Here is a 12,781-nt window from a genome sequence, read left to right on the forward strand (position 1 = left end):
CGGCGCGACGCCGGCGCCGCCCGCGGCGGCGGCGGCCCCGCAGTTGCAAGGCACGCCGTTCGCGCAATCGATCACCCGGCACCTGCGCCAGAAGGAAGCGATCGGCCTGGCCGCCGCCGGGATGTGCGTGGCCGGCGAGGGCGTCATGATCGACGGCGGCTCCACCACGCTGCAAATGTGCCGCCACCTGGCCGGACTCGAACTGCAGGTGCTGACCAACTCGCTGCACATCGTCGGCGCGCTGCTGCCGCAGGCCGGCACGCGCATTCTGGTGCCATCGGGGACCGTGTACCGCGAGCAGAACATCATCCTGGCGCCGCCCGACGAAGCGTCGATGCCGCGCTTCCACGCGCCCAAGCTGTTCATGGGTGCGGCCTCGGTGGGGCCGCACGGGGTGATGCAGGCCGACGACGTGCTGGTGGCCGCAGAGCGCCGCCTGATCGAACGCGCCGAGCAGGTGATCCTGCTGGTGGACAGCTCCAAGTTCAATGCCTCATCGGGCACCATCGTCTGCGATCTCGATCAGGTGGACACGGTGATCACCGACCGGGGCATCCCGGCGGCCATGGCGCGCCACCTCGACCAGGCCGGCGTCCGGCTGCTGATCGCATAATATTTAAAACCCACGAGCGGAGACAACATGATCATTTCATCGGCTACTGATTTTCGCGAAGCGGCGCGGCGCAAGCTGCCGCCGTTCCTGTTCCATTATCTCGATGGCGGCGCCGGCGCCGAACAGACCCTGCGCAACAATGTCGACGATCTGCAGCAGGTGAATCTGCGCCAGCGCGTGCTGCGCGGCTCCGAACAGCTGGACCTGGGCACCGAATGGTTCGGCCGCCGCTATGGCCTGCCGGTGGCGCTGGCGCCGGTCGGCCTGACCGGCATGTACGCGCGCCGCGGCGAGGTGCAGGCCGCCCGCGCGGCCACCGGGCGCGGCATTCCCTTCATCCAGTCGACGGTGTCGGTGTGCCCGCTGGCGGAAGTTGCGCAGGCGGTCGAGCAGCCGATCTGGTTTCAGCTGTACGTGCTGAAGGACCGCGCCTTCATGCGCGACGTGCTGCAGCGGGCCAGGGCGCTGGGCGCCACCACGCTGGTGTTCACGGTCGACATGCCGGTGCCGGGCGCGCGCTACCGCGACGCCCACTCCGGCATGAGCGGTCCGAACGGCCCGCTGCGGCGCGTGCTGCAGGCCATGACGCGTCCGGCCTGGGCCTGGGACGTCGGCCTGTTCGGCCGCCCGCATGACCTGGGCAATATCTCCGCCTACCGCGGCGCCGCCACCGGCCTGACCGACTACATCGGCTGGCTGGCGTCCAACTTCGACCCCGGCATCGGCTGGAACGACCTGCAATGGATACGCGACGAGTGGCAGGGGCCGATGATCATCAAGGGTATCCTGGAAGCGGACGACGCGCGCGCCGCGCTGTCGTTCGGCGCCGACGGCATCGTGGTGTCCAATCACGGCGGCCGCCAGCTGGACGGCGCGCTGTCCAGCGCCCGCGCGCTGCCGGCCATCGCCGACGCGGTGAAAGGCAGGATGACCATCTTCGCCGACGGCGGCGTGCGCACCGGCACCGACGTGTTCCGCATGCTGGCGCTGGGCGCCGACGGCGTGCTGCTGGGCCGCGCCTTCATCTATGCGCTGGCGGTGCACGGCCAGGCCGGGGTGGAACAGCTGCTGGCCATTCTGGAGAAGGATCTGCGGACCAACATGGTGCTGACCGGGGTGAAATCGGTCGGCGAGATCGGGCCGCATCTGCTGGTCTGAGCCGCGCCAGCGCAGGATGGACACAACATCAAACTGAACCGGACGACAATATTTCAGTAATTTTTCGTCACAATTATTATCCGAAAATCATACAAATCCGTGGTTTTTGGAGAGAATTTTTGGTATATTTCCCTAAAGTATCGACAGTTTCTTTCGAGAAGTATAGAGTTTGATCTGTCCGGGTGAGCACCCGGAACGGCACCCCAGCCTTGTGCCCCCGCGTCAGCTGCAGCCTGTTCAGGCCGATCTGGCGTTGCAGATTTTTCCCGCCTTGTCCCTTTTTGCGCCGCCGCGCGTGTGGCGGCGCGCGCGTGCGCGCGCAGTTGCCGGGCAGGGGTGTGCCGATCGCCGTAGACAGGATTTTTAATGACCGCCGTTTTCTTACCCAAGCGCGCCGCCGTGGCGACCCTGATGATGCTGAGCTGCTGCGTGGCCCGGGCAGGCGAGCCCGCGGACGACGCCGGCGCCACGCCGCGCTGGAGCGTCGGCGGCTTCGGCACGCTGGGGGTGGTGCACAGCAGCGACGACCAGTCCGACTTCACCGCCAACCCGCTCACGCCCGGCAATGCCGGCCATGGCCGCGACTGGAGCCACTCGGTGGACAGCCGCGCCGGCGTGCAGCTGGGCCTGGACCTGGACAGCAAGTGGTCGGCGGTGCTGCAACTGGTGTACGAGAGCACGCTGCGCTATGGCTACCACCCGGTGGTCGAATGGGCCAACGTGCAGTACAAGCTGACGCCGGACCTGAGCCTGCGCGTCGGCCGCATCGCGCTGCCGCTGTTCCTGGTCGGCGACTACCGCAAGGCCGGCTACGCGCTGCCGTGGGTGCGGCCGCCGGTGGAGCTGTACGGCGCCATCCCGATCACCAACAGCGACGGCGTCGATGCCACCTACCGCTGGCAGAGCGGCGACCTGCACCACGTCACCCAGGCGTTCTATGGTTATGCCGATCTGCCGCTGACGCCGACCGCGCGCGCACAGGCGCGCGGCATCATCGGCCTGTCCAACACCACCACCTCGGGCGCGCTGACGGTGCGCGCCTCGGTGATGGCCTCGGACCTCAGCGTCGGTCTCGGGCGCGAGCTGTTCGACGGCCTGCGCCAGTTCGGCGCCCAGGGCCGGGCGCTGGCGCAGCGCTACCAGCTGGAGGACAAGCGCGCCCAGGTCGGCACGCTGGGCCTCAGCTACGACCCGGGCGCATGGTTCGCGATGGGCGAAATCAGCCGCTTCAACAGCCACTCGTCGCTGGGCGACACCACCTCCGCTTATGTCAGCGCGGGATACCGCTACCGTGACTTCACCCCCTACGTGGCGCTGTCGCACGCGCACGCCAACATGGCCACCCGCGTCGATGGCCTGGACCTGAGCGGCCTGCCGGCGCCGATGGCGGCGGCGGGCGCCCAGCTGAACGCGGGACTGAACCAGATGCTGATGGAGATTCCGCGCCAGCGCACGGTCGGCGCCGGCGTGCGCTGGGACTTCTACGCCAACCACGCGCTCAAGCTGCAGGTGGAGCGCGTCACGCCGCAGCAGGGTTCGGCCGGCACCTTCATCAATGTGCAGCCGGGCTTCCGTAGCGGCCGGCCGATCACGGTGCTCAGCGCGGCGCTGGACTTCGTCTTCTGAGGAGCGGCCATGACGAGATTCCTCCTGCGCTGTGGTGTATTGAGTTGCCTGTGGGCTGGCCTGCTGGTGGGCGGGCTGGCCACGGCCGCCGATTTCGTGATCGTGGTGTCGGCCAAGAGCCCGGTCGCCACGCTGAAGGCGGAGCAGGTGGCCGCCATCTTCCTGGCGCAGACCGGCCGCTATCCGGGCGGCGACGAGGCGGTGCCGGTCGATCTGCCGGTCGGCACGCCGCTGCGCGACGAGTTTTACAGCAAGGTCGCCGCGCGCAGCCCGGCGCTGATGAAAGCCTACTGGACCAAGATGGTATTCACCGGCCGCGGCCAGCCGCCGCGCGAGGCGGCCAACAGCGCGGCCGTGCGCCGGCTGGTGGCCGAGAATCCGGCCGTGATCGGCTACATCGACCGCGCGGCGCTGGATCCCAGCGTCAAAGTGGTGCAGGTGACGCCATGAGCGCGCGGGCGCGGGAAACCCGGCGCACGCGCTGGCTGCGGCGCGGCCTGGACACCTACGTGTCGCTGCCGCTGTTCGCGCTGCTGCTGCTGGTGGCGTTGTGGCTGGTGACCTTCCACGAAATCGACGCCGAGCGCGAGCACGCGCAGGGCGCCGCCTTCGATTCGCTGCACGAGATGCTGGGCACCTACGAAGCCCAGGTGGCGCGCAGCCTGGACGGCATCGACCAGACCCTGCGCATGGTCAAGTACGCGGTCGAGCGCAAGGGCGCGCTGGGCGCCTTGCCGGAGCTGGGCCGCGAGGGCCTGCTGCCGCCGGGCGTGGTGTTCGTGGTCAGCATCGTCGACCGCAACGGCGTGACGGTGGCCAGCAACCCGCGCGCGCTGGCGATTTCCGTGGCCGACCAGGGCTATTTCAAATTCCACCAGGAGCGCGACACCGGCGCCACCTATGTCAGTCCGCCGCTGCGCGACGCCGCCAACCGCGAATGGCATTTGCACTTCACGCGCCGGCTGGACGACGCCAACGGCAATTTCGCCGGCATCGTCATCGTCGAAACCGACCCGGCCTATTTCACCAGCAGTTACGAGCGCAGCCGCCTGGGCGAGCGCGGCATGCTGGGACTGGTCGGCGCGGACGGCGTGGTGCGCGCGCTGCGCAGCGGCGACCGGATGTCGTTCGGCCAGCGCCTGCCGCCGCGCGACGGCCAGCTGGCCGGCAAATACAGCGGCGTGCGCGAACTGCACGGGGTGGCGCTGAATGTGCTGGTGGGGCTGGACGAGGGCGAACTGATGGCCGGCTTCGAGCGCCGCCGCCACGAAAAACTGTGGGAGGCGGCGATCCTCAGCAGCGCGCTGCTGGTGATCACCGGCCTGCTGTGGCTGTGGTCCTGGCACGGCGCGCGCACCCGCGCGCACATGCGCCGCGCGCAGGAAACCTACGCCGCCGCCTCGGCCGCCAGCCTGGACGCCTTCCTGGTGATGCGCGAAGTGCGCGACGCCGGCGGCGAAATCGTCGACTTCATGATCGTCGACGCCAACGTGCGCGCCGAGCAGATGGCCGGTCTGAGCAAGGTGCAGCTGTGCAGCATGACGCTGTGCCAGCTGATCCCCGACACCCGCAGCAACGGCATGCTGCCGCACCTGATCGACGTGATGCGCGTCGGCGGCGTGCACGAACAGGAATGGCAGAACCAGTTGTCGCCGACGCGCGTGCGCTGGCTGCACCAGCAGGTGGTGGCGGTGCAGGGCGGCATCGTCGCCATCGTGCGCGACATCACCGAGCGCAAGCTGGCCGAGGAACGCATGCTGCACCTGGCCCACCACGACACCCTGACCGGCCTGCCGAACCGCAGCCTGATCGCCGACCGCCTCGAGCTGACCATCGCCCAGGCCCAGCGCAACGGCGGCGCGGTGCTGGTGGCGTTCATCGACCTGGACGGTTTCAAGCTGGTCAACGACGGCCTCGGCCACAACGCCGGCGACGAGCTGCTGAAGGTGGTGGCCGAGCGCATGTCCGGCTGCCTGCGCGCCAGCGACACCGTCGGTCGTTTCGGCGGCGACGAATTCGTGCTGCTGCTGACCGAACCCGGTTCCGGCATCGACGCCGCGCCGGTGCTGGAGCGCGTGCGCGAGGCGGTGCTGCAGTCGGTGTGCGTGTCCGGCCAGGAGGTGCGGGTCAGCTGCAGCATCGGCGTGGCGGTCTACCCCAACGACGGCGCCGACGCCGAAACCCTGCTGATGCACGCCGACGCCGCCATGTACCGCGCCAAGGAAATGGGCAAGAACAACTGCCAGTTCTACACGCGCGAGATGAACGCCAGCATCGAGGAAAAGCTGGTGCTGCTGGAAGGCCTGCGCCATGCGCTGGACAACGGCCAGTTCCGCCTGATGTACCAGCCCAAGGTCGACCTGCGCACCGGCCAGGTCACCGGCGCCGAGGCGCTGGTGCGCTGGGACCATCCCGAGCATGGCGTGATCGGGCCGGACCGCTTCATTCCGCTGGCCGAGGAAAGCGGCATGATCGTCGCGCTGGGCGAGTGGATACTGCGCAGCGCCTGCGCCCAGAACCGTGCCTGGCAGCGCGCCGGCCTGCCGCCGCTGCGGGTGTCGGTGAACGTGTCGCCGCGCCAGTTCGAGGAGGCGCAGCTGGTCGGCCGCGTGCGGCGCGTGCTGGCCGACACCGGCCTGGCGCCGGAATGGCTGGAACTGGAAGTGACGGAAAGCGTGATCATGCGCGACCTGCAGCAGGCGGTGGCGAAGATGGCGGAGATCCGCGCCATGGGCGCCTATCTGTCGATCGACGATTTCGGCACCGGCTATTCGAGCCTGTCGGCGCTGAAGTCGTTCCCGATCTCGACGCTGAAGATCGACAAATCCTTTGTGCGCGACCTGGGCCGCAGCAGCGGCGACGAGGCGATCGCCAGCTCCATCATCGGCCTGGCGCACCGCCTCAAGCTGCGCGTGATCGCGGAAGGCGTGGAGACCGAGGATCAGCGCAGCTTCCTGCGCGAGAACGGCTGCGACGAGATGCAGGGCTATCTGTACAGCCGTCCGCTGCCGCCCGAGCAGCTGGCGGCCCTGCTCACAGTCACTGCTGACTCAGCGCCTCGCTGGCTACCGGTGGCAGCGTGATGTTGTTGGCCCTGGCGTAATCGACTGCCGCCTGCAGCGTCTTGCCCAGATCGCGCGCGGCGCCGGGCAGCGCCTTGCTCAGATAGATCACCGAGGCGGCGGCGCCGCCGTTGGTGGTCAGCGTCTTGCGCACTTCCACCAGATCGCGCGCCATGCCGGCCTCGTTGATCAGGCCGCGCGACAGGTCGCCGATGGCGCTGCTGAATTCCACCGCCGCCTGGCCGTTCAGCGGCGCCTTGGCCGCCAGCTTGTCCTGCAATGCCTGGCCGCTGTCGGCCTGCACCTTCAGCGCGCTCTCGATCTGGGCGCGGGTGGCGCCGGGCGTCAGCGCACCGGCTTCGGCGCCGGCCTTCAGCGCCTGGTCGCCGAGGCCGAACGCGGCCAGCAGCTTGCTGTCGGCGTTCAGCACTTCCAGCTGGGTTTCGATGTAGCCGGCGACGATGGCCGGCGGATTGGTGTTGACCTTGTCGATGCCGGCGTAGGTGCCGCCGCCATTGCCCAGCTGTGCCGATGCCGCGCCGCTGGCCAGCAGCAAGGCTGCGCCGGCCAGGGGAGTGAAGTATTTCGCCAAGTTGATTTCTCCGGTGAGTGGATCAGCCGTATTGTGCCGAATTCACCGCTGCGGAAAATATCAAAATGTAACAGTTGCCGATTTTAATAGGTCCAGGCCAGCGTGACGCTGCCATTGCGCGGCGCCGCGTACAGACTCTGGGTCCAGTAAAGGCTGGTCAGGTATTTTTTGTCGGTGACATTGTTCAGGTTGGCCGACAGCGACCAATGCCTGTCGATCTCGTAGCGCGCCATCAGGCCCAGCGTGGCATAGGCGGCCTGGGTGGTGCGGATGCCCGGCTCCTGATCGATCGAGACCGCGTTCTGCCAGGCCAGCGTGCCGCCCACTTTAAGCGCCGGCAGTTGCGGCAGGCGCCAGGTGGTGTTGAGGCGCAGCGTGGTGCGCGGCACATAGGTGCGCACCGCCTGGCCCTGGTCGCCCTTCAGCGCGGTGAGGCGGGTAAGGCCGGCGCTGGCTTCCCAGCCTTTCGCCAGCGCGCCGGACGCCTCGAATTCGTAGCCTTCCGAGGCGGCGTTGACGCCACGGTAGTAAGCCTTGGCGCCCACCATGCCGGCCTGCTCGGCGCTGTTGTTTTGCCTGGTCTTGAACACCGCGCCGGAGACATTCAGTTTGGCGTCGAACAGCGCCGCCTTCAGGCCGGCCTCGGACGTCTTGCCTTCCACCGGATCGAGCGGCACGCCGCTGGCGTCGGTTTCGCTTTGCGGATTGAAGATGGCGGTATGGCTGGCGTAGGCCGACAGCGTACGGTTGATGTCGTACACCAGGCCGAGGTAGGGCGTGGTCTTGCTGGCCGACTTGTACTTGCTGGTGCCGTAGGACTGGCCGCTGCTGCGCGCGCGCGTGCGGTTCAGGCCCGTCAACAGTTTCCAGTCGTCGGCCAGGTTGAAGCGGGCGGCCAGGAATGCCGTGCCGCGGCGGTCTTCATACGCACTGCCGTCGGTGGACGCGTCGAAGCTCGGCTTGGGATAGCTGCCGTCGAAGGCGGTCTGGCCCGGCATCCCGGTGCCGATGCCCTGACCGTAGCGCGAGACGTCCTGCAGTGTCGATTGCGACCAGCCGTAGCCGAAGCTCAGGTCGTGCTGGCGGCCGCCCAGCGTGAATTTGCCGTCCACCGACAGGTCGGCCAGATTCTGGCGCTGGCTGGAGGCGTACTGCGACGGGTAGGCATACAGGCCGCCGCCCACGCCCTTGACTGGCGTGCCGTAGACGTACAGCAGGTCGGAATCGGACTTGTCGGTGATGTGGCTGACGGTGGCCTTGGCGCTCCAGCCCAGGTCGAAGTGGTGGCTGAGCTCCGCGAACGTGGTGTGGTTGGTGGTGTCCCAGCGCGACCAGTCGGCCGAGGTGCTGGTCGCGACCGGATAATCGGTCGGCGTGCCGTCGGTGTAGTAGAGCGGCAGCGCGCCCCACATCGGGCCCTTGCTGCGGTTGGTCTCGTAGCTGTGGCCCAGGGTGGCCACGGTGTCCGGCGTCAGGTGCGCTTCGACCACGGCATAGGCCACGGTCTTTTTCGGCGCATAGCGGTCCAGGTAGGAGTCGCTTTCCTGGCGCGCCAGCACCGCGCGGCCGGTGACCGTGCCGCTGTCGTTCAGCTTGCCGCTGAGGTCGCCCTCGGCGCGGCGCTGGTGCCACGCGCCGAGCGTGACGGCGGCGCTGGCCTGGGGCGAGGCGCTCGGGCGCTTGCGGATGAAGTTGACGGTGGCCGACGGATTGCCGGTCGACGCCATCAGACCGTTGGCGCCGCGCACCACGTCGATGCGCTCGTACAGCGCGGTATCGAGGTCGCCCTGGACATTGCCGAACACCACCGGCATGCCGACGCCGTCGTACTGAAAGTTGACGATATCGAAACCGCGCGCGGTGTAGTAGGTGCGGCTGGTCTCCACCTTCTCGACGGTGACGCCGGTGGTGGTGCTCAGCACCTGGTTGACGTTGTCGAGCTTGAAGTCATCCATCAGCGCGCGCGTCACCACCGATACCGACTGCGGCGTTTCGCGCAGCGACAGGTCGAGCTTGGCGGCGGAGCGGGTGCTGCGGGCGGTGTAGCTGTCGCTGTCGGCCGTGCCGGTCACGGTGACGGTTTGCAGCGGGGTGTCCGGTTCATCGGCGGCATGGGCCAGGCCGGCGTAAAGCGTCGACAGCGCCAGCAACAGCGGGCGCAAGGGCAGGTGACGGGGCATGCGGTAAGACTCCTCGAGTGTGAGCATCACCTCTGGCTGGGAGTCCGCGACCTGGCTAGGTAATTAGATGGGAATAAGAATCATTCCTATTATAGTGGCTTGATGACATACACGCAACGGCGCGCGCCGCCCAGCATGTGCTCGACACGGCCCACCGTGCAGTCAGGCCCCAGCACACGCTGAAAGAGATCGAGTTCGGAGCGGCAAAACTTCTGGCACTGCCGGGCGGCGGCGCAGATCGGGCAGTGGTTCTCGATCAGCAGCAGGCTGCCGTCGTCCTGCGTTTGCACCTCGGCCATATAGCCTTCGGTGCTGCGCGCCCGTACCAGCGCCTGCACGCGTTCGGGCAGCGAGCGGGCGCCGGCCAGGTGCTGACGGTAGTCGCGTTCGCTGGCTTGCTCGCGCGCGCCGATCAGCTTTTCCAGGCCGGTCTCGCCGAACAGGCTGCGTACCTGCTCGATCAGCTGCACGGTGAGCTCGGCATGGCGGTCGGGGAAGCGCGCGTGGCCGGCCTCCGTCAGCAGCCAGCGGCGCGCCGGCCGGCCGGGCTTGTCGGCCACGTCCTCGTACGCGACCATGCCCTTGTGCTGCCACGCCTCCAGCTGTTTGCGCGCGCCCATCGACGTCAGATGCAACAGCGCGGCCAACTGCTGCGCGGTCTGCGGGCCGCGGGTCTTGAGCAGGAACAGCGTCTGCTCGGCGGTATTCATGGCAGCACCCGTTCCACCCGCGCGGCCATGCTGCGTTGCAGCCCCTGCATGCGCCAGGACGACCACGCCGTCAGTCCCGCACCCAGCAGCAGGATCAGTCGCGTATCGATCAGCGTCAGCACCGCGCCGGCCAGCGCCATCAGGATATTCGCCAGGCAGAAGGTGGTCGAGATCAACCCCATCACCGCGCCCTGGCCGTGGACGCCGCCGAAGCGTTCGGCGCAGTAATTCGGCACGATGGCGTTGTAGCAGGCGTGCGGGATGCCGTACAGCACGATGCAGGCCAGCCCGACGGCGGCGTTGCCGGCGGCCAGCGTGGCGATCAGGGCGGCGACCACCATCGCGTAGCGGCGCGCGTGCAGCAGCGGCTCGCCGTTGAACGGCCGGCCGGCGGCCACCGTGGTGGCGGTCATCACCGCGCACATCGCGGCGGTGGTCCAGGCGATACCTTGCGGGCCGTAGCCGGGCACTTCCACCAGCCACAGCGGATAAAATTCGTAGAACGCCGTCACGCCGCTGGTGTAGGCCAGCGTGACGATGAACAGACTGCGCAGATCCGGATCGCGCAGCAGGTTCAGCGCATGGCGGTCGCGCGCCACCTGCCACCAGGACGCGCTGACGTCCCTTGGGGCTTCCGGCGGCAGCGTCGCGGCCACCAGCCCGGCCACCAGCAGCAGGGCGGCGACGGCGACCCAGAACGGTGTCGTGATGCCGAATTGCAGCGTGGCCCCGGCCAGCAGCGGCCCGGCCAGCCAGCCCATATAAAATGCCCCGTTCAGCCAGGACAGGGCCTTGCGGCGCAGCTCGCCGTCGAGACGGTCGGCCAGCAGCGCGCGCGCCACCGAGCCGCTGCCTTCCAGCAGGCCGGTGCCCAAGCGGGCGATGATAAACAGCGGATAATTTTCCAGCACCAGCGCCGCGGCGGTGACCGCGTGGCCGATGGCCGAGCCGATCGCGCTGACCAGCAGCACCGGGCGGCGGCCATAGCGGTCCGACATCGGCCCCAGCAGCGCCGAGCCGATCAGCAGTCCGAGCGGATTGATGGTCAGGGCCAGGCCGAACAGCAGCTTGGCCGGCAGTCCCAGAAAGGTATTCAGCCCATTGCTGGCGCCCGCCGCGAACAATGGCGCAAGGATAGGATAAGGCAGCGCCGCGCCGATGGTCGCAAGCAGGGCCAGCAGCAGGGCCGAGGTGATCAGCAAGGGAGTTTTCATGCCGCCACTCTAAGCCGATCTCTACAATAAGTAAACGAAAAAGTTTATAAAGTCGAGGTCAGAGCCGATGTATCATGGCGATTTGATAGCGGATGGTGGATATGCTCAAGTGGTTTGCCGATCAGCGCGGCGCATATTTTTTTCTGTTGCTCGGCATCGCCCTGGTGCTGGTGTTCGCCCTGCTGGAATACCGGCTGCCGCGCGCCGCGGAACTGGAGACCGCCAGAGGCCGCGTGGTATGGCAGCGGGAGACGCGCGCGGCCATCTATTTCACGCTGGCCGACCAGCAGCGCTTCGTGCTCTACACCAAGGGCGATCCCGATAACCGTCAGCGTGCCGTGGTGCGCGATGCGGAGATGTATCCGCTGGCCGTGCGCTTTTTGCGCCGCCAGTCAGTCGCCGCCGGCTACGCGCCGGGACCGTTTTATGCCGTGTACGGCGTCGCGGTCGGCGGCAAGGAGGTCGCCAGCTTCGCGCAGGTGCGCGCCGCCTGGCAGCGCGATAACCTGGTGGCGTTGGTGCTGGGCCTGCTGTTCGCGGCCGCCGGCGCCTATCGCCTGCGCCTGCTCGGCACTAGCTTATCTCGCGCTGACGGCGGAACGCCAGCCAGCCGGCGATCACGGTGAAGCTGGCGACGATCGCCACCACCACCCAGAAGCCGTGCGCTTCCTGCGCCAGCGGGATGCCGCCGACGTTCATGCCGAACAGGCCGGCGATGATGTTGATCGGCAGTGCCAGCACCGTCACCACGGTCAGCACGAACAGGCTGTGGTTGTTGGCTTCGCTGGCGAGGGCGGCAATCTCTTCCTGGATCAGCTTGATCCGCTCCTGCAGCGAGGCCATGTCCGCCAGCACCATGGAGAATTCCTCGGTCGATTGGCGCAACTCCTGCACATCCAGCCCGGCCACCCAGGCCGGCGGCTTTTGCAGCAAACGGAACAGCGCTGCCGGTTCCGGCGCCAGCAGGCGCTGCAAGCGCACCAGCACGCGCCGCTGCGCGCCCAGGCTGGCGCGCTTGGTGGTCAGTTTGCCGGCCAGCAGATTGTCCTCGATCTTGTCGACGGTGGCGATGGCGTCGCGCACGATCTTGATCAGGGCGTCGGCCTGGTCGCGCAGCAGGTGGATCAGCAGCGCCACCGGCGAACGGATCGCTTCGCCGCTGCGCACCGCGTTGCGCAGGCTGTCCACCGCGCGCAGCGGCTTGCGGCGGGCGCTGATGACGACCTGCTCGTCCACGCTCAGCCACAGCGTCGAGATGTCGGACGGTTCGAACGAGAAGTCGTGCAGCACATCGTTGACCACCGCGATCAGCGTGTCGTCGGCCAGTTCGATGCGGGTCGAGCGCGGTCCCTCGTGCAGGCTCTCGTAGAATTCCTCGGGCAGCGTGGTGTGCTCGTGCAGCCATTTTTCCGTGGCGGCGTTGGCCAGGTTGTAGTGCAGCCAGACGAATTCCCGCGGATGCTGTTGTCGTTCCCGCAGCCAGCGGCAGACCGCGTCGTTGTCCAGCGGCTGCCCCTTGCCGTCGGCCGCACGGCCGAACAGATAGCCGCAGACCATGCCGGATTGGTCGGAACCGTAGGACGGTGGCGCACTCTGCATGCATATTCTCCAGGGATGGTGTCGTGG

The 12,781-nt window shown here is 67.9% G+C and carries 11 protein-coding genes; 6 read left to right on the forward strand and 5 right to left on the reverse strand.

The features are described 5' to 3' along the window. The 5 genes from E4L98_RS02675 to E4L98_RS02695 form a co-directional block, all read left to right on the forward strand. Window positions 1-613 (forward strand): DeoR/GlpR family DNA-binding transcription regulator (locus tag E4L98_RS02675; protein WP_135200028.1); only part of this gene is annotated, 613 nt, incomplete at its 5' end. Between the two features lie 27 nt (window positions 614-640). Beyond that, window positions 641-1,771 carry an FMN-dependent L-lactate dehydrogenase LldD gene (gene lldD, locus E4L98_RS02680; RefSeq protein ID WP_135200029.1) on the forward strand — a complete coding sequence of 377 codons (1,131 nt, stop codon included), beginning with the start codon at window positions 641-643 and terminating at the stop codon, window positions 1,769-1,771. A gap of 366 nt (window positions 1,772-2,137) precedes the next feature. After that, on the forward strand, window positions 2,138-3,397 hold the full coding sequence (locus tag E4L98_RS02685; RefSeq protein ID WP_135200030.1) for a hypothetical protein: 1,260 nt from the start codon (window positions 2,138-2,140) through the stop codon (window positions 3,395-3,397). Between the two features lie 9 nt (window positions 3,398-3,406). Further along, a complete protein-coding gene (locus E4L98_RS02690; RefSeq protein WP_135200031.1) occupies window positions 3,407-3,847 on the forward strand; it encodes a phosphate ABC transporter substrate-binding protein in 441 nt (146 codons plus the stop codon). Beyond that, window positions 3,844-6,480 carry a bifunctional diguanylate cyclase/phosphodiesterase gene (locus E4L98_RS02695; RefSeq protein WP_135200032.1) on the forward strand — a complete coding sequence of 879 codons (2,637 nt, stop codon included), beginning with the start codon at window positions 3,844-3,846 and terminating at the stop codon, window positions 6,478-6,480. Before E4L98_RS02690 ends, E4L98_RS02695 begins: the two co-directional genes overlap by 4 nt. Here the strand turns inward: E4L98_RS02695 and E4L98_RS02700 are convergent. The 4 genes from E4L98_RS02700 to E4L98_RS02715 form a co-directional block, all read right to left on the reverse strand. Further along, window positions 6,437-7,051: a hypothetical protein gene (locus tag E4L98_RS02700; protein ID WP_135200033.1), complete on the reverse strand. Its 615-nt coding sequence runs from the start codon at window positions 7,049-7,051 to the stop codon at window positions 6,437-6,439. The genes E4L98_RS02695 and E4L98_RS02700 overlap by 44 nt on opposite strands. Window positions 7,052-7,134: 83 nt before the next feature. Then, on the reverse strand, window positions 7,135-9,231 hold the full coding sequence (locus tag E4L98_RS02705; protein ID WP_167761262.1) for a TonB-dependent siderophore receptor: 2,097 nt from the start codon (window positions 9,229-9,231) through the stop codon (window positions 7,135-7,137). 89 nt (window positions 9,232-9,320) lie between these two features. After that, a complete protein-coding gene (locus E4L98_RS02710; RefSeq protein ID WP_135200034.1) occupies window positions 9,321-9,941 on the reverse strand; it encodes a helix-turn-helix transcriptional regulator in 621 nt (206 codons plus the stop codon). Continuing rightward, on the reverse strand, window positions 9,938-11,155 hold the full coding sequence (locus E4L98_RS02715) for an MFS transporter (protein ID WP_135200035.1): 1,218 nt from the start codon (window positions 11,153-11,155) through the stop codon (window positions 9,938-9,940). The genes E4L98_RS02710 and E4L98_RS02715 overlap by 4 nt, the downstream gene beginning before the upstream one ends. 101 nt (window positions 11,156-11,256) lie before the next feature. On the opposite strand from E4L98_RS02715, the gene E4L98_RS02720 reads away from it, so the two are divergent. Beyond that, a complete protein-coding gene (locus tag E4L98_RS02720) occupies window positions 11,257-11,781 on the forward strand; it encodes a hypothetical protein (RefSeq protein WP_205746648.1) in 525 nt (174 codons plus the stop codon). Here E4L98_RS02720 and E4L98_RS02725 read toward each other — a convergent pair. Continuing rightward, complete coding sequence (locus tag E4L98_RS02725) at window positions 11,729-12,754, reverse strand: transporter (protein ID WP_135200036.1); 1,026 nt, start codon at window positions 12,752-12,754, stop codon at window positions 11,729-11,731. The two genes, E4L98_RS02720 and E4L98_RS02725, sit on opposite strands and share 53 nt — an antisense overlap. Window positions 12,755-12,781: the final 27 nt, after the last annotated feature.

The sequence above is a fragment of the Duganella callida genome (assembly GCF_004614165.1).
GTDB classification, from domain to species: domain Bacteria; phylum Pseudomonadota; class Gammaproteobacteria; order Burkholderiales; family Burkholderiaceae_D; genus Rugamonas; species Rugamonas callida.